Here is a 19,629-nt window from a genome sequence, read left to right as displayed (position 1 = left end):
CGGGGGTCTCCTCAGCTCTCGAACTCGGCCAGCAGGTCCGCCGCGTCGCGTCCGGCGGAGGCGCGGGCGGTGGCCGGGGCCGACGCCGCGGTCACGGTCGCGGTCGTGTCGGCCGCCGGGGCCAGCCCGGCCACGGCGGCGGCGAGGCCGGCGACGGTCGGGTGGTCGAACACCAGGTGCAGCGGGACGTCCACCCCGGCGGCGGCGGACAGCCGCGAGCGCACCCGGGCCGCGGCGAGCGAGTTGCCGCCCAGGTCGAAGAAGTCGGCGTCGACGCCGGTGACCGGGACCCCGAGCGACTCCCGCCAGATCTCCAGCAGGGCCAGCTCGGCGGGCGTCGCGGTGCCGGGGCCCCCGTCCGCACCGTCCAGGGGGCCACTGTCGGCCGTCGGGACGGCCAGCGCCGCCAGGTCGACCTTGCCGTTGGCGTTCAGCGGCAGCCGCGGATGGACGGTGAACAGCGAGGGCACCAGGTAGCCGGGCACCCGGTCGGCCAGCCCGGCCCGCACCTGGGCGACCTCGACCCCGTCCAGCACCACGTGGGCGAGCAGCCGGGTGTCGCCGTGCGCGTCCTGGTCGGCCAGCACCGCGACCTCGACGACGCCGGGCAGCCCGCGCAGCGCCTCCTCGATCTCGGCCGGTTCCACCCGGTGCCCGCGCACCTTCACCTGCCGGTCCACCCGCCCCAGGAACTCCAGGGCGCCGTCCTCCCGGCGCCGGGCGAGGTCCCCGGTGCGGTACATCCGGGCGCCCGGCTCGGCGGCGAACGGGTCCGGCAGGAAGCGCCCCGCCGTCAGCCCCGGCCGGCCGAGGTAGCCGCGGGCGACGCCGGCGCCGCCCAGGAACAGCTCCCCCGGGGTGCCGTCGGGCACCGGCCGCAGCTCCTCGTCCAGCAGGTGGGCGCTGCTGTTGGCGGCGGGCCGGCCGATCGGCACCGTCCGCTGCCCGTCGTCCGGGCCGCCGCAGCGGTGGGCGACGGCGTAGGTGGTGATCTCGGTGGGGCCGTACAGGTTGACCAGCTCGGTGTCCGGGCAGTGCTCGGCGACGCTCGCCACCGTCCGCCGGTCGGCCTGCTCGCCGCCGAAGGACAGCACCCGGACGGTGCGGAACACCGTCGGGTCCTCGGCCGCCACCTGCCGCAGCAGCGCCGTGGGCAGGAAGAGCACGTCCACGCCGTGGGCGACCAGGGCGGCGCGCAGCCGCTCGGCGACCAGCACCTCGGCCTTCTCCAGCCCGAGCAGGCGGGCGCCGTTGAGCAGCGCCCCCCAGGTCTCCAGCGTCGCCGCGTCGAAGGAGATGGTGGCCGCCTGCACCGCGGTGTCGGTGGGCCGCACGTCGAGCGAGTCGGCGCTGCGGACCAGCCGGACGATGTTGCGGTGCGTCACCGCGACGCCCTTGGGACCGCCGGTCGAACCGGAGGTGTACATCACGTACGCCAGGGCGTGCGGGCCGACCGCCAGGCCGGGCCGGGTGGACGGCTCGACGGCCAGGTCCAGCGCGTCGAGGTCCACCCGGCGGCCGGGCAGCCCGAGGCCGTCCGCGCCGGTGGCCAGCACCAGCCGGACCTCGGCGTCCCGGGCCATGTACGTCAGCCGTTCCGCCGGGTAGCCCGGGTCGAGCGGCACGTAGCAGGCCCCGGCCTTCAGCACGGCCAGGGCGGCGACGACCCAGTCCGCGCCCCGCAGGCAGAGCCCGACCCGCGCCTCGGCACCGACCCCGGAACGGAGCAAGTGGTGCGCGAGCCGGTTGGCCCGCTCGTCGAGCTGACGGTACGTCAACTCGACTTCGCCGTAGCGCAGGGCGGGTGCCTGCGGGGCCCGGTCCGCCCAGTCCTCCAGCAGGCCGTGCACGGTGCGGTCGCCCGGGAAGGGCGACCCGCTTGCCATGGCCCGGTCGGGCCGCTCCTGTTCGCGCCGGTCGCTCACCGCCGTACCTCCCCTGTCCAGGTGGTGTACGGCCAGCATCCCGACCGGCTTTCGGGTTTCCTTCAGGCCCCTTTCAGGGCGCCTTCAGGGTGCCTTCAGGCCGCCTTCAGGCATTCTTCGAGCGGCCCTCCAGCAGCTCCCGGGGGCCCCGGTCAGAAGCCCGTGAGCTGGCCCGCGAGTTCCTGGGCCGGGGCGGGCGCGACGCCGATCTCGTGCATGCAGCGGGCGTAGGAGCGGTAGCGGCGGCGCGCCTCGCCGTGCCGGCCGGCCCGTCGCAGCGACCGGACCAGCTCCAGGTGCGCCTCCTCGTCGTAGGCGTCGCAGCGCAGGATGCGCAGCAGGCAGGACACCCGCTGGTCCACGTCCGAGGAGCGGGCCACCCGGGCGCGCAGCACGCTCACGTACGCCGTCTGGGCCTCGTCCCGCAGCTCCTGGGTCCAGTCGGTGTACGGGTCGTCGGGCATGAACTCGCCGACGTACAGCGCCTCGGCCGCCGTCAGCAGCTCGTCGGCGGCGGTGTCGCCGTGCCGGTGCGCCGCGCAGGCGTCCGAGGCGGCGATCAGGAAGCGCTCCACGTCCACGTGGACCAGGTCGAGGTTGACCGCGACGGCGGAGCGGTCGGCGTCGATCAGGTTGGCGTGCTGGATCCGCCGGTCCGGGTCCAGCACCCGGCGCAGGGTGGAGAGTTGGACGGAGAGCCGGCTGCCGCCCGCCGCCGGGGACTGGCCGGGCCAGAGCAGTTCCATCAGCCGCGCCCGGGGCACCGGGCGGCCGCGCGCCGAGACCAGGATCTTCAGCAGGTCCCGCGCCTTCTTCGACTGCCACTCGCTCGGCGCGATGCCGGAGCCGCCGCGCAGCACGCGGAACCCGCCCAGGCAGAGCACCGCGATCAGCGGGGTGCGCCGGGCGGCGACGGTGAGCGCGTCGGCCACCCCGGGGGCCAGCGAGATGCCGCGGTGGCGCAGGGTCTCCTCCTCGGACTGGGCCGTCCGGCTCGCGGTCGCGCCGCGCACCGCGGCCGCCACCGTCCGCACCCGGGCCTCGCCGGGCCGGTCGCCCACCGTCCGGTAGCCCATCCGGGCCTGCTCGAACAGGGCCGCGCCGGCCCGCGGGTCCACCGTGACCAGGCCGAGCAGCTCCATGGCCTCCGCGCCGGTCGCGGGGCGCCCCTCGCGGGCCGCGATGTTCCGGGCCTCCTCCCCGTCCGCCAGTGCGGTGCCGCCGTCGCCGCAGATCAGCGCCACCCAGGCCCGGCCGAGCAGGGCGGCGGCCCGCCCGGTGCGGTCCGCACCGGCCACCGCACGCTGGGCGTGCTCCCGGGCCAGCGCCGGATCGTCGGCGACGATCACCCGGCCGAGTTCGGCGTGGATCGCGGCCTCCAACGCGCCGCCGCCCGGCTCGGCCGGCAGTTCCTTGGCCGCCGCTTCGAGCGCCGTCCTGGCCTGCGCGAGGTCGCGCCTGCGGCGGTGCACGGCTCCGAGCACCAGCAGCCCGTACGCCTCGTCGTGCCGCACGCCGGTGGTCTCGCGCAGCCGCGCGGCGTGCACGGCGTCCATCAGCGCGTCGTCGAGCCGGCCGACCCGCGCCTTGGCGTCGGCGCCGACGCTCAGCGCGTACGGTTCGAGCCCGCGGTGACCGCCCATCCGGCAGAGCCGGACCGCGACCTCGGCCTCGGCGAGCGCGACGGTGAACTGCTCCCGGTCGATCGCGTGCCGGGCGCGGTAGAGGCTGGTCAGCAGCCCCAGCAGGGTGGGGTGGCCGGCCGGGACGAGGTCCAGGGCGGCGCGGTGGTGCTCGTCGCCGAGCGCGTCGTCGCCGGCGTGGCCGGCGTGCAGGGCCAGCGCCCGGTGGCGGGCCGCCCGGGTCGCGGTGTCCAGCTCCCGCCCCTCGGCCTCGGCCCGGCGCAGGGCGGCGGCGCTGCGCTCCCGGTCGCCCCGGCTGCGGTGCCAGACCGAGGCCAGGCAGTGCAGGCGCACCCGTTCTCCCGCCCGGAGGCTGTCGGGTCTGACGGTGTCCAGTGCGGCGAGGGCGGCGGCCGGCCCGCCGTCGTGGTGGGCGTCGAGTGCGGCCGATAAGAAGGCCGGCGGCGCGTCGGCCCGGGCGTCGGCGGTTGCGGCCGCCGGGCCGGCCACGGGATCGCCGCCTCCGGCGAGCAGCAGTTCGGCGGCGACCCGGTCGCCTGATGCAACGTTTCCGGTCAGATTCACGTCGGTTCTCCGAGGGGGACGTCGTTTCGCGGACCAGTCGTTCCGTGCATGCGGCAGCCCGCCGCCGAGCGGCGTCGGGCATGCCGAGGAACGCGGCGCGTACCGCCGTACTCGGCGGCAGCCCGCGGTGGGCGGACGAGGGGAGAGGTCGAGCCAGGACCGGTGGCCCGGTGGCGCTACCCGGTGACCGCCGGGAGAAGGCGGGCCGGACAGCGGAGGCGGTGCGGGGGTGCGGGTTCGGCGGACACCGAGAGTGTGCAGTTGACGCTCATTCAACCCCCGTGGCCAGTGCCGGAATGTCGACACGCGGTGGACTCCGTGCCTTCGGCAGCTCGCTCCGGGAGATTATGTGAACGTTCTGAACGCAAGCCAGGGGGCCGAGCTGTGACGTGGGTCATATCGGCCCGGCGCGCGCGGCGGCCCGATCGGCACCCGCGGCGCCGTGGAATCCGTGGACGAACCGCTGCTCACGCCACCGGTCGACGGTTTTCCGGCGGGCCGCGTCGATCGGGGATGATTCGCCGTCCAGCCTCTTCGGCCGGGGCCCGATCGCGGCGGGACGCACAAACCCCGGGCCAGGTGGACGCTTTGTCCTCCCACCCGCACAGCACCGGCCCAACCGGCCTATGCCCAGGGCATGTTCCACCCCGCGCACCGGGCGAACGGCGGCTTGACGGTGGTTACCGCGGCCGCATCCCCCGACACCGGTGGAATTTCCGGGAATCCGACATCCGGCCAGGAGCATCGTTTGTCCGGCCGACCGTACTCCCCCGGATCATTCGTGGCCGTCGCATCCGTTCCCGGCCCGCAGCCGACTCTCCCCGGCCCACCGGCCTTTGAGACTGATGTGACGGGACGGCAGTCCTGGTGCAGGAGTTCCTGCGCGGCGGTTCAGGCCGCGCAGAGGTTGTCAGCGGCGCTGGTCATCGGTTGGAAGTCCTGGCGCAGGTTGTCGTCCGTCACCTGGGGCTCGAAGCTGAAGCTGCTGCGCAGCCCGTCCACCCACGCCTGGCTCTTCATGTAGGTGTCGAGCCGGCTGCGCAGCCACTGGCAGGCCGCGCTGTGCCCCTTGGGCAGGGCGGCCACCAGGAACTGCACCTTGCCGAACTTCCCCTCCGTGATGGCGTACGGGGGTTGGCCGTTCACCTTGACGTTCACGGCGATGCCGCGCAGCACCAGGTAGTCGGAGACGAAGACGTCCGCGGTGCCGCCGTCCAGCGCCGCCAGGCAGTCCTGGGGGCTCTGGCCGTCCAGCGAGACCTTGGGCTTGACCTCGTTGTCGACCAGGGCGCGGGCGGTGGTCTTCGCCACCGTGCAGACCCGCAGCGCCACCAGGTCCTCCTGCCGTTTGACCACCGCCGGGTGCGCGGCCGAGGTCAGCGCACCGAGCTGGGTCTTCAGGTAGGGGCCCGCCAGGTCGAACTTGCTCTCGCGCTCGGCGGTGTCGGAGACGTCCGCCACCACCAGGTCGACGCCGTTGTGGTTGGTGTTCCCGTCCACCAGGGCGTCCTCCCAGGTGGTGGCCGCCACCGGGACGGCGGAGTACTTCACGCCCGCGTCGCCCAGCACCTTCTCCACCAGCTTGGGCTCGAAGCCCTGGAAGATGCCGTTGGTCATCTGCACCGCCATGCCGGGCATGGCGGTCTTGAAGCCGACCTGGACCCGCCCGTCGAAGGGCGCCGGCAGGTCCGCCCCGGAGGAGCAGGCGGCGACCAGGGCCAGTTGCATCAGCACGACAGCAGCGGCGAGCAGCCGGAGGGGTCGTCCGGTTATCACTGTGGTGCTCCTTAACCCTCGTTAGCCTTCTCGTCAGCCTTCGAAGCGGACGGCCGTGGTGTTGAGCCGGAACGCACAGTTCTGACCCGCCCGCAGGGTGAGCCTCAGCATGAGTGTGGGCTGGTGCGCCGGCACGTCGATGCGGACCTCCTCCGACAGCCCTCGGAGGGTCCCCTTCTGTTCGTCGAGCGCCACCTCCACCCTCGTACCGGGGCAGGCCCCGCCGGCCGGGTTCTTGTCGCTCAGGTCCAACGGCAGCACCAGCCGGGGCCGGCCGTCGGGCACGGCGACGGTGGCGACGGCGGTGCCGTCCGGCTGGAGCGTGGTGGTGCTCCACCCCACCGGCACCGACACCGGCGGCTTGTCCTCCGGGATGGCCTGGTCGACGACCCAGGTGATCAGCAGGGCCAGGCCGACCGCGGCCACCCAGAGCGGCCACCTGGGTCGCTTCGGGGGCTTCGGCGGCTCCCCGGGCCCCGGGGGCTTCCCGGGCGCCGGCGGGGTCGGCACCACGAGGGTGTCCCGGCCGCCCCAGTTCGGGCCGTCGATCGCCGCACAGAAGGCGTCGATCTGCCCCGCCGACCCCCCGACCACCAGCCGGGTGAACTCGCTCAACGGGTCCACCCGACCGGGCGGCCGGTCGTTCCCCCACCCCGCCCGGCGCCGGGTGATGCCGAATTCGAGCAGCCGGATCCTGAGCTCCACCGGAAGGTCGGCATCGAGCACCTTGTTGCAGAAGCCCAGCCAGGAGACGGCGCGTTGGCCGCCGGCCAGGCGCTGCACCTCATCGTGGAGCGCCTGCCGGGCCGCCGGGGCGTTGTCGTGGTCGACGCAGGCGCGGGCGATCCGGGTGAGGTGCGTGTGGGCCACGTTGTCGGGCACGGCCACGAAGAGCCCCACCCCGGGCGCCCGTCTGATGCTGTCCACCAGGTCGGTGCGCCGGTCCACGCTCGCCAGCAGGTGGATCTCCCCCAGCGCCTCGGCCAGCGCGCGCACCGCGCGGTCCTCAAGCTGCGTCATCGCACCCACCTCCAGAGCTCGCGTCGAGCAGTACCGTCAGCTCCCGCACCGCCTGATGACCGCCCGCCAGCCGCCGCACCGCCGCGACCAGCGCGCCCAGGGCCTTGCCGGGATCGCGGTTGTCGAGGCAGGCCCCGGCGATCTGCTCCAGGTGGAGCAGGGCGATGGAGTCGGCGCGCGGCCGGATCCCCCCGTCGGGCGGAAGCGCCTCGTTGATCCGCCGGACCAGGTCGTGGCGCACCCGCTCGTCGTCCAGCACGGGTATCCGCTCCAGCAGGTCGGCCCACTCCTGGCGGCCGGCCGGCGGGCGCGGCGGCGCCACCGGCGGCCCGGCCGGCGCAGACGGCTCGGCGGGCAGCCCCAGCACCTGCCGCAGCGGGCCGAGCGGGGTCATCCACCCGCCCACCGGGTCGCCGTCGTCCTCGGTCCCCTTCACCACGCCGACCACACGCCCGCTGCCCGGGTCCAGCAGCATGCTCCCGCTGAGCCCCTTGCGGATCCAGCCGCTCGCCAGCCGGACGAACTCGCCGGACGGCCCGACCACGGTCAGCCGCGCGCTGTCCGGCTGCACGCCGTCGGTGGCGGTGACCGTGGTGAAGCCGTGGGCGGACAGCTGCGTGCCGGCCGGCGCCTCCGCGGCACCGAGGACGGCCACCGGCCGGTCCGCGCGCCCGGCGGTGCGCAGCACGGCCAGGTCGGGCGCGGGGTAGTACGCGGCGTCCGGGGACCGGTCGGCCGGCCACAGCTCGACCGACCGCGCCTGCTCCGCGCCGAGCGCCCCGTGCACCGTGACCGGCCACCGGCCGTGCACCACGTGGGCGCAGGTCACCACCACGTCCGGGCCGAGGTAGAAGCCGCTGCCCAGGAAGTTCCCGGTCCCGTCGGCGAGCCAGACAGCGGGCTCGTGCGGGTCACCGGTTCTGTTGACCACGCGACCCCGCCCTAGGCGACGGGATCCGCGGCGGTGCCCGCGGCGGTGGCGCGGTCCCAGCGGAGCCGGACCACCAGGCTGGCCTCGCCCTCCGCCTCCGCCAGCACGCCGATCAACCGCCCGGCCTTGACCGTGAGGTTCAGCCCGAACTCCACCTCGAACGAGGACGGGTCGCCGCACTTCACCGCGGTGTCCTTCGCCCACCGGCCGACGGACCGGATGGTCCCGCGCACCTCGTCGAAGGTGTGCCGCGCGACGGCGGACACGGCACCGGCGTCCCCGGAGTCGCGGCCCGGCCGGCCGCCCCGGACGGCGGCGTGCAGGGTCTCGCCGTCCCCGAGATCGATCTCGATCGTCTCGGATATGGAACCGGTGGAAGCAGTGGAGCCGGTGGAGCCGGTGGATTCAGCCATGCACGTCACGCCCCTGAAAGATCGAATTGCGGTGCACATGAGCCGGACTGAGCAGATTCGACCACTTTCCTGGCTGATTCTGCGTCAGATCCCGTGGCGGCTAGTCAGAGTAGCGCATCGGAACGACCATACTCACGCCTCCTCCGCACTCCTGTCACCGGATCGACAGCACCGAAACGGTGGGGCCCGGCTCGTGAGCCGGGCCCCACGGCCTGGGACTACCGCCAGGCGTCGTTCACGGTGGCCGCGTAACGGTCGTTGTTCGTCAGCGGGTTGAGGCCGAGGGCGCCGTCGATGGTGCGCAGCAGGCCGTACTGGTCGGTGCGCTGGCCGGATTGGTACCCGGTCTTGACGGTGTTCTGCGAGCCGAGCAGCAGGGTCGGGGTCTGGTTGGGGTAGTTGGGGCCGTAGGCCTTGGTCGCCCCCTCGTCCCAGGTGAGGATCAGCAGCGAGCGCTGGGTGGTCCAGGCGGGCGAGTTGAGGATGGTCGGCAGGGTCTGCTTGAGCCAGTTGTCACCGGCGGTGATCCCGCAGGCCTCCATGTCGGTGCAGTCGTCCGCGGCGAACCAGACGAAGTTCGGGGTGGTCGCCGTGGACTGGAGGTCGGTCTTCATCTGGGTGAGCGGCTGCATGTGCGCCTGGCAGTACGCGGCGTTGCCCTTCATGCTCTGGAAGTAGTAGAACGGGGCGTCGTCCGGCGCGTAGTAACCGTGGCTCGACGTGTCGCAGTTGCCGTTCGCGCCGTCCAGGTACTCCTTCCAGGTCTTGCCGGCCTGCTCCACCGAGGTGCCCAGGTGCGGCGCGTTGATGGTGGTGGTCGAGACGCTGTTGTCGGTCAGCCCGTACAGGCCGCCGGCGGCCAGCGCGACGTAGTTCGGGTCGCTCGGGTGGGTGGTGGCGTACGACCGGGTCAGCGAAGTGGCCTGCGGGAGCAGGCTGTTGATGTACGGCGCCTGCGCGGTGTTGCCGATGATGTTCTCGTAGTTCTCGTTCTCCATGTAGACCAGGAAGACGTGGTCGTAGCCGGGGACGGCGTTCACCGGGGCGGTCAGCGCCGGGGCCGGCAGCGCGGTGGTCAGGGTGAGCGAGAGGTTGTCGGCGTACCCGTCGGTGGTGTTGCCGGCCGTCCAGGTGAAGGCCAGGTCCACCCGGATCGAGCGGGTGCCGGCCGGGACGGTGCCGGTGGCCGTGCGTTGCAGCAGCGCGGTGCTCAGGTTGCGGTCGGTGCTGGTCACCGGGGCGATCTGGGCGGTGGCGAGGGTGGCGCCGGAGGCGTTCAGGAAGGTGGCGTTCAGGCCGACCCGGTCGTTCTGCGCGGCGTAACCGCCCAGCCAGCCGGACAGGTTGTAGCCGACGGTGCCGGTGTCGACGGCGTTCGCGGCCGCCGAGACGTCGACGCTCTGCGAGAGGCCCGAGTTGCCGGTGCCGCCGCCGGCGAAGAACGCGGTGCCGCGGCCGGTCGGGCCGGCGGTGTTCGCGTCCGGGTAGCCGCTCGCGCCGTAGCAGACCAGGTTCGGCATGCCGCTGGTGATCGTCCAGCCGGGGACGGTCATGCCGTCCAGGCCGTTGGGCGAGCAGATCGCCACGGACTCCGCGCCCGGGTCGACCAGCAGGTTGTCGCTGACGGTGGAGCCGGCGGCCGGGACGGTCCACTGCTGGTTGGCCTGGTTGTTCCCGCAGGTCCACAGGCCGACCCGGGTGCCGTCGCTGGAGCCGCCGCCGAACACGTCCAGGCAGAGGCCGGAGACCGGGTTGACCAGCGTGGTCCCCCGCACCGCCCACTGCTGGCGGGCCTGGCCGTCGCAGGTGTACAGGTCGGCGTAGGTGCCGGCGGTGGTGCCGCCGGCGGCGGCGTCCAGGCACTTGCCGAGGGTGCGGACGGTGCCGTCGCCCGGCAGGTTCCAGGTCTGGTTGTCGGCGCCGGTGCAGTGCCACAGGATGATCTGGTTGCCGTCGGCGGTGCCGGCGCCGGAGTCGTCCAGGCACTTGCCGGCCAGGCCGGTGATCGGGCCCGAGACGCCGGCCGCCTGCGCGGCCGGGGCCGCCGCGAAGGCGCCGACCAGCGCGATCAGACAGGAGAGGACCGCGGTCAGGGCGGTGGCGCGGACGCGCCCGGGGAGTCTGTGCAGGGGCATGGTGGAGCCTCTCGACACAAGGGATCGGGGGAACGGGACAAGGTGGTGCGGGGGTGGAGCGCTGACATGATGGGGGCGAAAGTTGTCTGGCCAACAGCGCCAAAGCAGCCGATGTGTGACGATCAGGCAGACCGCGGGCGCAAAGTTGTCCGGACAACCTCGGCTTCCGTCCGCCTCTTGCCCGTCCGGGGTGTGTGAGGGAATCATGAAGGCCCTACTCACCTGGGGGGTTGAGACGACATGGGCGCCGTCGTGACCGGCACCGAAGTGGCGCAGCCGACGGCGTCCGCGAGCCGCCGTCAACTCGCGGTCCTGCTGACCGCCAAGACGATCTCGGACGTGGGCTACGCGCTCGACTTCATCTGCCTGTCCGTCTTCGTGTGGGAGCACAGCAGATCGGCCCTGGCCACCGGCCTGGTCAGCGTCGCGCTGTACGCCGGGGCGATCGCGGGCGGGCGGCTCGGGCACCGCTACGGGGACCACTGGGACCGGCGCCGGGTGATGATCGGCGCCGACCTCGTCCGGGCCCTCATGCTGGTGGCGCTGGCCGCGCTGCCGACAGGCGTGCAGAACTGGTGGCTGTACGCGGCGGTGATGCTGGTCGGCGCCGGCCGGTCGGTGTTCGAGGCCACGCTGTCCGCCGCCACGCCCGTCCTGGCCGGATCACGCACCGCCGCGGTGAACAGCGCGCTGGCCGGGCTCAAGGGGATCGCCTTCATGGTCGGCATGGGCCTCGCCACCGTGCTGGTGCCGCTGGCCGGCTACCGCTGGGTGTTCGGGCTGGACGCGGCCAGCTACGCGCTCTCCGCGCTGGTGCTGCTCGCCCTGCGGCTGCGGATGCGCGAGCCCGGCGACCGGGCGGCCGGCCCCCGGGACCGGTCCGGCGCCTGGCCGCTGCTGGTGGCGGGCGGGCTGGCCGGCCTGGTGGTGCTGCGCGGGCTGGACGCGTTCGGCAGCTCCTCCCAGCACGTCGGGCTGCCACTGCTGGGCACCGAGCTGCGGCCGGACGAACCGACGGTGGTCTCCGGTGCGGTGTGGGGCAGTTGGGCGGCCGGGCTGCTGCTGGCCAGCTTCGTGCTGCGGCCGCTGGCCAAACGGATCGTCGACCGCGCCCCGGCGCCAGTGTACTGCGTGGCCACCGTGGTGATGTCGCTGGGCTTCATCGGGGTGTTCTGGCTCGACGGCTGGTGGCCGCGGCTGCTGGCGGCCGGCGCGGCCGGGGTGGGCGACGCGCTGAGCGAGATCACCTACAAGCAGTCCCTCCAGCAACTGCCCGACGAGCGCCGGGGCAAGGCCTTCGGGCTGTCGCAGATCGTGGTCAACGCGGGCTTCATGTCCGGCCTGCTGGTGACCAGCCTGGTGCTGCGGCCGGACTGGGTGGCGCCGTGGGTGCTGCTGCTGCACGGCGTGCCGCTGCTGGTGGCCGGCGGGATGGCGGTCACCGCGACCCGGGCCGCCCGTGCGGTGGGACAGGCCGGATGAGCACCGGCACCGACCGGGTCTACCTCGACTACGCCGGGTTCGGCCGGCTCCGGCCGCCCGCCGTCGCCGCGATGCGCACCGCCCTGGAGGAGGTGCTGCCGTACGGGAGCGCGGAGGTCGGCCGGCTCTTCGGGGCGCGCAACGCCGCTCGCCGCTCCGTCGCCCGGCTGCTCGACTGCACGCCGGAGGAGGTCGCGTTCGTCCCGAGCACCTCCAGTGCCATCCACCTGGTCGCCGACGGCCTGGACTGGCGCCCGGGCGACCGGATCGTGCTGTTCGACCGGGACTTCCCGGCCAACGTCCGGCCCTGGCAGCGGCTGCGCCGGCACGGGGTCGAGCTGGACTGGGTGCCGATGCGCGACGGCGGCCACCGGATCGAGGACGTGGCGGCGGCCATCGGCCCGGCCACCCGGCTGGTGGCGGTCAGCCACGTCAACTTCGCCACCGGCTTCCGCTGCGACCTCGACCGGATCTGCGCGCTGGCCGCCGAGGTCGGCGCGCTGGTCTGCGTGGACGCCGTGCAGAGCCTCGGCGCGCTGCCGCTGTCGGTGGCCGCGACGCCGGTGGACTTCCTGGCCGCGGGCGCGCACAAGTGGCTGTGCGGGCCGCCCGGCACCGGGGTGTTCTACTGCCGGGCCGACCGGCTGGAGCTGCTGCGCACCACGCCCACCGGCTGGTTCGGCTACCAGGGCGCGGCGGAGGTCTCCAAGGGGCCGGGCCACCTGCGCTACGACCTGCCGGAGCGGGCCGGCGCCGCCCGGGTCGAGGGCGGGATGTACGACCTGGTCGGCATGGCCGGGCTGGCCGCCGCCCTGGTCGAGCTGGAGGAGACCGGCATCACCGCGGTCACCGACCGGGTGGGCGCCCTGGCCGACCGGCTGCGCACCGGGATCGCCGGGCTCGGGTACGACCTGGCCGTCCCGCCGGACAGCGCCGGGCACTCGGGCGTGATCGGTTTCTCCAGCCGCCGGACGGAGGGCGTGGAGATCGTCCGACGATTGGCGGAGGCCGGAATCCAGGTGTCCGTTCCGGACGGCCTGGTCCGGGTCTCCGCGCATTTCTGGACGACCGATGAAGAAGTTGAAAAGATCCTGTCGGAGCTGAGTGTGCAGAAGTCTTGACGACGCCGTTCCGGATCGCGAAGAATAGCGCTCAACCGCTACGCCGGTCCGAATATCGGACCGGCTCATTCGTGGAAAGGGGTTGCGATATGGCTTTCGAAACCTGGGAGTCCCTCGAGGACGAGGTCGAGATCAGCACCGGTGCGGCCGACTGCTGGACCTGCCTCATGGACGACGGCGCCTGATCCCGGCCCGTTCCGGCTGATCCCGGCCGATTCCGGCTGAGCTCGGCGCTTTACCGGCATGCCCTGCGGTCGAATTCCACCGCAGGGCATGCCACCGCTTTCCGGAATAGGGGAGGAAATACCGCGTGAACCGATGGCAATTCAGTCACGGAATCGTCGGCGTCAATGCACCGAGCTGGCTGACCTTCGAGGTGCACCGGCCCTACTTCGACGGCGCCGAATCACCGGCCACGGTCATCCAGGCACGTTCTCCCATTCTGGCCGCCCGCCGTTTCGAGCAGCGCTCCCCCGGTGCGCTGCGTTTCGGCATGACGATGCCCGCGAGCTACCGGCGGCTGCTGGTGCAGGAGTCCCGGCTGACCGCCTACCGGGCGGCCGACCCGACCGACCTGCCCGATGAGCTGGCCTCCCCCGCCTGGCGGCGGATGACCGAGGCCTACCGGCGGCACGCCGAGCTCGACCCGGTGGACCGGGCCGGGCTGGCGCACTGGCTGGTCGCCGTCTGCCTGCCCGACGCCGTCCGCGCGGTCGTCCCGGCCGACCTCGACCCGGCCGCCTGCCAGGATCCGGTGCTGGCCGGGCTCCAGGCCGCCCGCGCGACCGCGCTGTTCAACTCCGAGGGCCTGTCCGAGCGGGCCACCGCCGCCTACCGGGTGCTGGCCGAGCACCCCGCGCCCACCGTCGCCCACGTCCAGGCGGTGGCCGGCTGGGGCTACCTGCTCGCCCGGCACGCCGGGGACGACTCGGCCGCACCGCTCTTCCTCGGCCGCGCCCGCGAGTTGCTCAAGCAGATCGCGGGCGAGCTCACCGGCTTCACCCACACCGTGCTGACCGCCCGGCTGGCCCTGCGCGAGGTGATGTACGCCGAGCGGCAGCGGGACTTCGCCGGCGCCCGGGCGCTGCTGGCCGACGTCCGGGCGGGCGTCGCCGAGCTCACCGCACCCGACCGGGACGACGCGCTGGTGCTGCTGGAGACCCGGCGGCGGCTGCTCGACCGGCACCTGGAGATCGCCGTCCGGATGGGCGACGACGAGACCGAGCGGGCCGCCCTGGCGGAGGGCCTGGACCTCGACCCCTCCGACGTGAAGATCCGGATGCAGGCCGCGCAGGCCCACGAGCGCGCCGGCGAGCACGAGCAGGCGCTGGCCGGCTACCTGCACGCCGCCCGGCTCGGCCCGTTCGGCACCGGCTTCGCCCTGCTGCGGGCCGCCGCCTGCGCCCGCGAGCTCGGCCACACCGAGTTCGCCCGGGTCCTCAACGAGCGGGCCTTCCGGGCCGCGCCGCGGGCCGCCGCCACCCGGGACGCGCTGCTGGACGCCTGCCGGCAGGACGGCGACCAGCCGCTGGCCGAGCTGACCGAGCGCGCCGCCACCCGGGACCCGCAGCGGCCGTACGCCAACAACTGGCACTACCGGATGTACGCCTCGTACTTCAACCTGGGCGAGTCCGAGTCCCCCGGCCTGTACGCCCGACTGCCCACCCTCGCCTACGAGTTCGCGGAGCGCGGCGGCGAGCGGACCGAGGTCAACTGGCAGCGCCTGATGCCGCCGGCCTTCCGCGGCAACCTGATCCGCGAGTCCGGGCTGACCGAGTTCGCGGTCGCCCACCCGGCCGACCTGCCCGCGCACCTGCGCACCCCGCGCTGGGACCAGCTGTGCACCTGGCTGGCCGAGTTCGACGGGTTCGACACCGAGCGGCAGCACCAGGTCGCGATGGTGCTGTACCGGCTCGGCTTCGCCAAGCTGGTCCTGGAGCTGATCCCGCCGCGCCCGGTCGAGCAGCTGCGCACCCCCGCCGAGCTGCGGCTGCACCACTGGCGCGACCTGGTCCGGTACGTCGCCGCGGTCGGCACCGAGGTGGCCGTGCCGGAGACCTCCTTCGCCATCGCGGAGCACCCGGCCTGCCCGACCCAACTGCGCTTCGTGATCGCCGTGGTCGCGGTGGTCTTCCACGCCCGGGAGACCCGCTCGCTGGCGGAGGCGACCCGGTGGCGGGAGATCGGCACCCGCGCGCTGGCGGAGCTGCTGGCCGACCCGGACCTCTCGGTGTTCGAGAAGACGATGATGGAGAGCCGGTTCTACCGCAGCGTCAGCTTCGTCCCGTTCCTGCGCAAGGACCGCGACTGGCTGGCCCGGGACATGGACCGCGCCGAGGAGCTGGCCCGGGCGGTGCCGGCCGAGGGCGCGTACCAGGAGTTCCTCAAGCGGGAGAACCTGCGGGCCTGCGTGGAGAGCCGCTCCAAGGAGTGCTACGCGTTCGGCGAGGACGAGCGGGGCGACCTGCTGGTCGCCGAGGCGCTCGCCCTCGACCCGTACGAGCCCAAGACGCACATCGAGGTGGCGGAGGGCCTGCTGCGGCGCGAACGCCCCCGGGAGGCGGCCGACAGCTACCTGCGGACCGCCCGGCTCGGCCCGGTCTCCACCGCGTTCGGCTACACGGCGGCGGCCGAGTGCTTCCGGCGGGCCGGCCAGCCGGTGCTCGCCGAGGACTGCTACCTCCAGGCCCTGCGGCTGGACCCGTACGCGATCTCCGCGGCCCGCGGCTGGGCGGCCGTCGGCGCGGCCAACGGCATGGCCGAACTGGCCGCCACCTACCTGGCCGACCTGGAGGCCTGGGGCGCGGCCCGCCGCGCCGCCCGCGGGGTCCGAGCAGTCGGGGCCTGAGCAGTCGGGGTCCGAGCAGTCGGCACGAAGACCGGTACCACGAAGGGACGGAAGCACGTCATGACCGTGCGCTGGGCGCTGCACCCGGAGACGGACGCCGAGGCGGTGGCCGGGGCGGAGGCCGCGGCCGAGGCCGTGGTGCGGCCGGTGTGGGCGGGTGAGCCGCCCGCGGAGCTGTCCGCCGCCTTCCTGGCCGGGACCGGGTTCGGCGGCGAGGTGGGCCAGGTGCTCCAACTGCCCGGCACCCCGGTGACCGTCCTGCTCGGCTGCGGGCCGCGGGCGGCGCAGGACCGGGACGCGATCCGGACCGCCGCGGCCGGGCTGGCCCGGGCCGTCTCCGGCTACCGGCGGCTGGCCGTCCACGCGCCGGGCGCGGACCTGCGGCCCCTGGTCGAGGGCTACCTGCTCGGCGGCTACCAGTTCAGTCGCTACCGCAGCCGGGCCGCCGCGCCGGTCGACCAGCTGGTCGAGGTGATCGCCCCGGACACCGCCGAGGCCCGGCGCGGGCTGTTCGAGGGGCGCCGGGTGGGCGAGGCCGTGCTGCTGGCCCGGGACCTGGTCAACGAACCGGGCGAGGCGCTCACCCCGCCGGTCTTCGCCGAACGCGCGGGCAAGCTGGCCGCCGAGAGCGGGCTGGAGTGCGAGGTCTGGGACGGCCCGCGGATCGCCGCCGAGCGGCTGGGCGGGCTGCTCGGGGTCGCCCGGGGCTCGCTGGTGCCGCCGCGGCTGGTCCGGCTCGGCTACCGGCCGGCCCGCTGGACCAGGCGGATCGCGCTGGTCGGCAAGGGCGTCACCTTCGACGCCGGCGGCCTGTCCCTGAAGCCCAACGCGCAGCTGGCGGGCATGAAGGCGGACATGGCCGGAGCAGCCGCCGTGCTCGGCGCGATGTCGGTCCTGGCGGCGCTGGACTGCCCGGTCGCGGTGGACGCCTGGCTGCCGCTCACCGAGAACATGCCCAACGCCGATCCGACCCGGGTCGGCGACGTCCTGGTGATGCGCGACGGCACCACCGTCGAGATCTGCCACGGGGACGCCGAGGGACGGCTGATCATGGCCGACGCGCTGGTCCTGGCCGGCGAGACCGGGCCGTCGGCGATCATCGACGTCGCCACCCTCACCGACGCGGCGGCGATCGCCCTGGGGCGTCGGATCGCCGCGGTGATGGGCAACGACGACGCCCTGGTGGAGCGCCTGCGCGCGGCCGGCGCCCGGGCCGGCGAGCCGCTCTGGCCGCTGCCGCTGCCCGACGCGTACCGGCCGCAGCTGCGCTCCCGGGTCGCCGACCTGGTCAACTACACCCTCGGCACCCGGCACGGCACGGCCCTGCTCGCCGGCCTCTTCCTGCGCGAGTTCGTCCCGGCCGACATCCCCTGGGCGCACCTGGACATCCAGGGCACCGCCCTCTGTGACGGCGACGACGGCGAGTGGGTCGCCGGCGGCACCGGCTTCGCCGTCCGCACCCTGGTCGAGCTGCTCACCGACGGCGCCTGACCGATGATCTGACGATCCATCACCCGATACGCCTGCTTGGGCAGACCCAAATTCCACTTATGGAACGGAGTGCATCGAACCATGAACGCTACGTAGTCATCGCGTTGCGCTCACGCCGGGCCCGTCACCGCAGCACCGCACCCGCGGTCCATAAGTCCGGTTTGGCCAAAGGCTTATGAATCGTCGTTGGACGCGGTGGCACGGTCGGCCCGATGTTGGGCCGCATGACGTCTCCCACTGCGTCCGGCACGGCCGCCACCCGGGTCACGGCACGGATCGACGACCTCGTCGTCGGGATCCGTGCGGTCGTCCAGCTCGGCCGGTCCCCGGAGTTGACGGCCCATCTCGTCGGCGAGGTGCTCGCCCCCGTGCTCGGCACCCCGGACCTGCTCACCGCCGGGCAGCGCGAGGGCGACCCCGAGCGCTACCGCCAGCACGTGCTGCACGCCGAGCCGGACGGCGGCTTCTCGATCGTCGCGCTGGTCTGGCTGCCGGGCCAGCAGACCGCGATCCACGACCACGTCTCCTGGTGCGTCACCGGCGTGCACGAGGGGCAGGAGCACGAACGCCGCTACCGGCTCGCCGCCGACGGGCCGGTCTCCCGCCTGGTCGCCACCGAGGACGTGCTGAACCCCACCGGCGCGGTCGCCGCCTTCGCACCGCCCGGCGACATCCACCGGGTGCGCAACTCCTGTTCGACCAAGGCGATCTCGATCCACGTCTACGGCGCGGACATCTCCCGGCTGGGCACCAGCATCCGCCGCACCTACCGCGCGCCCGAGGGCGAGCTGTGAACCCCTCCGACGGCGGGCCGCCGCCCGGAGCCGTCACTCCGGCCGGCACCGCCCGCGACATCGCCGTGGTCGGCGCGGGGGCCGCCGGCACCCTGACCGCACTGCGCCTGCTCCACCACGCGGCCGCCGGCCGGCCCGCACCGGCCCGGATCTGGCTCATCGACCCCGCACCCGCCGGCCCCGGGCTGGCGTTCGGCACCGACGCCCCGCACCATCTGCTGAACGTCCCGGCCGGCCGGATGAGCGCCCACCGGGACGACCCCGGCCACTTCGTGCGCTGGCTCGGCGACCGCGGCGGCGAACACGACTTCGTGCCCCGGCGCCTGTTCGGCCAGTACCTCGCCGAGAGCCTGACCGCCGCGAGCGGCCACCGCGACGCCCCCGCCCTGATCCGGGTACCCGACCGCGTCCTCGCCATCACCCACCGGCCGCAGGCCGGCGGCCCGGCCCTGCGGCTGCGGCTGCGGCTGCGCGGCGGGCCGGCCCTCGACGTCGACGCGGCCGTGCTGGCCCTGGGCAACTTCGCACCCGGCCTGGCCTGGGCACCGCCGGCCCTGCGCGAATCCGCGGGGTTCCTGGCCGACCCCTGGGCCCCCGGCGCCCTCGCGACCGTCCCCGAGGACCGCGACGTCCTGCTCGTCGGCACCGGCCTCACCATGGTCGACCTGGCGCTCAGCCTGCACCGGCCCGGCCGCGTGGTGCACGCGCTGTCCCGGCACGGCCTGGTCCCCCAGCCGCACACCGGCACCCCGCTCTCCACCCCGGACGCCCCCACCGCGGCGGAAGTCGACGCCCGCGCCGGGCTACCCGGGCTGCGCCGGGCGGTGCTGCGCCACATCGCCCGCTGCCGCCGCGTCCACGGCGACTGGCGGGCGGGCGTGGACAGCCTGCGCCCCGTCACCAGCGCCCTCTGGCAGCAGCTCCCGCCCGCCGACCGGGCCCGGCTGCTGGCCGAGGACCTCCGGCTCTGGGAGACCCACCGCCACCGGATCCCGCCGGTCAGCGCCCGGGCGCTGCGCACCGCCGTGGACACCGGCCTGGTCGACCTCGGCCGGGGCACCGTGACCGACGCCAAGACCGTCCCGGAGGGCCCCGACGAGGTCCTGGTGGTCCAGCTGGACGACGGCCGCCGGCTCCGGGTGGGGGCGGTGCTGAACTGCACCGGCTCGGAGGCCGACCTCACCCGGGTCGACGACCCGCTGGTCGTCGACCTGCTCGCCACCGGCCTCGGCTCCCCCGCCCCCGTCGGCGGCGGCTTCGACACCGCCCCCGACGGCCGGCTGCTCCCGGCGGCCGGCCGGGCGCCGGCACCGCTGTGGGCACTGGGCTCGCTGCGCCGCGGCAACCTGCTGGAGACGACCGCTGTCCCGGAGATCCGCTGCCAGGCCGACGACCTCGCCCTGCTGCTGCCGGACCACCGCACGGCGGACCCCCGGAGCGACCCGGCACCGGCACCGGTCGCCTGAGCCGGTACGGCGGCCGCAGG

General features: G+C 74.4%; 13 protein-coding genes. 6 read left to right on the top strand and 7 right to left on the bottom strand.

What is annotated here, in order from left to right; all coding sequences use genetic code 11:
* Nucleotides 1-11: 11 nt before the first annotated feature.
* The 7 genes from ABTY15_RS17545 to ABTY15_RS17515 form a co-directional block, all read right to left on the bottom strand.
* Nucleotides 12-1,925, bottom strand: a complete 1,914-nt coding sequence (locus ABTY15_RS17545; protein ID WP_350589159.1) for a non-ribosomal peptide synthetase — start codon at nt 1,923-1,925, stop codon at nt 12-14.
* A gap of 152 nt (nt 1,926-2,077) precedes the next feature.
* Nucleotides 2,078-4,132, bottom strand: a complete 2,055-nt coding sequence (locus ABTY15_RS17540; protein ID WP_350589150.1) for an AfsR/SARP family transcriptional regulator — start codon at nt 4,130-4,132, stop codon at nt 2,078-2,080.
* A gap of 891 nt (nt 4,133-5,023) precedes the next feature.
* The gene (locus ABTY15_RS17535; protein WP_350589143.1) at nt 5,024-5,908 is read right to left on the bottom strand and encodes a substrate-binding periplasmic protein; all 885 of its coding nucleotides are present in this window, start codon (nt 5,906-5,908) and stop codon (nt 5,024-5,026) included.
* A 33-nt stretch (nt 5,909-5,941) separates the two neighbouring features.
* The gene (locus ABTY15_RS17530) at nt 5,942-6,928 is read right to left on the bottom strand and encodes a hypothetical protein (RefSeq protein ID WP_350589134.1); all 987 of its coding nucleotides are present in this window, start codon (nt 6,926-6,928) and stop codon (nt 5,942-5,944) included.
* Complete coding sequence (locus ABTY15_RS17525) at nt 6,915-7,859, bottom strand: trypsin-like peptidase domain-containing protein (RefSeq protein ID WP_350589127.1); 945 nt, start codon at nt 7,857-7,859, stop codon at nt 6,915-6,917. The genes ABTY15_RS17530 and ABTY15_RS17525 overlap by 14 nt, the downstream gene beginning before the upstream one ends.
* Before the next feature lie 11 nt (nt 7,860-7,870).
* Nucleotides 7,871-8,272, bottom strand: a complete 402-nt coding sequence (locus ABTY15_RS17520) for a CU044_2847 family protein (RefSeq protein WP_350589119.1) — start codon at nt 8,270-8,272, stop codon at nt 7,871-7,873.
* Between the two features lie 218 nt (nt 8,273-8,490).
* Nucleotides 8,491-10,407 carry a ricin-type beta-trefoil lectin domain protein gene (locus ABTY15_RS17515; RefSeq protein WP_350589113.1) on the bottom strand — a complete coding sequence of 639 codons (1,917 nt, stop codon included), beginning with the start codon at nt 10,405-10,407 and terminating at the stop codon, nt 8,491-8,493.
* A gap of 240 nt (nt 10,408-10,647) precedes the next feature.
* Here ABTY15_RS17515 and ABTY15_RS17510 point away from each other — a divergent pair, with 240 nt between their 5' ends.
* The 6 genes from ABTY15_RS17510 to ABTY15_RS17485 all read left to right on the top strand — a co-directional run bounded on the left by ABTY15_RS17510 (nt 10,648) and on the right by ABTY15_RS17485 (nt 19,609).
* On the top strand, nt 10,648-11,889 hold the full coding sequence (locus tag ABTY15_RS17510) for an MFS transporter (RefSeq protein ID WP_350589106.1): 1,242 nt from the start codon (nt 10,648-10,650) through the stop codon (nt 11,887-11,889).
* Nucleotides 11,886-13,010 carry an aminotransferase class V-fold PLP-dependent enzyme gene (locus ABTY15_RS17505; RefSeq protein WP_350589092.1) on the top strand — a complete coding sequence of 375 codons (1,125 nt, stop codon included), beginning with the start codon at nt 11,886-11,888 and terminating at the stop codon, nt 13,008-13,010. The genes ABTY15_RS17510 and ABTY15_RS17505 overlap by 4 nt, the downstream gene beginning before the upstream one ends.
* Before the next feature lie 310 nt (nt 13,011-13,320).
* A complete protein-coding gene (locus ABTY15_RS17500; RefSeq protein ID WP_350589084.1) occupies nt 13,321-15,858 on the top strand; it encodes a tetratricopeptide repeat protein in 2,538 nt (845 codons plus the stop codon).
* A gap of 60 nt (nt 15,859-15,918) precedes the next feature.
* Nucleotides 15,919-17,349, top strand: a complete 1,431-nt coding sequence (locus tag ABTY15_RS17495) for a leucyl aminopeptidase (RefSeq protein ID WP_350589079.1) — start codon at nt 15,919-15,921, stop codon at nt 17,347-17,349.
* Between the two features lie 224 nt (nt 17,350-17,573).
* Nucleotides 17,574-18,143: a cysteine dioxygenase family protein gene (locus tag ABTY15_RS17490; protein ID WP_350589073.1), complete on the top strand. Its 570-nt coding sequence runs from the start codon at nt 17,574-17,576 to the stop codon at nt 18,141-18,143.
* A complete protein-coding gene (locus tag ABTY15_RS17485) occupies nt 18,140-19,609 on the top strand; it encodes an FAD/NAD(P)-binding protein (protein WP_350589067.1) in 1,470 nt (489 codons plus the stop codon). The genes ABTY15_RS17490 and ABTY15_RS17485 overlap by 4 nt, the downstream gene beginning before the upstream one ends.
* The last annotated feature ends 20 nt before the right edge of the window (nt 19,610-19,629 follow it).

It is taken from the genome of Kitasatospora sp. NPDC097643 (assembly GCF_040302625.1).
Classification (GTDB): Bacteria; Actinomycetota; Actinomycetes; order Streptomycetales; family Streptomycetaceae; genus Kitasatospora.
Note: the sequence above shows the minus strand (reverse complement) of the source record. Positions and strands in the feature narration are given on the sequence as shown.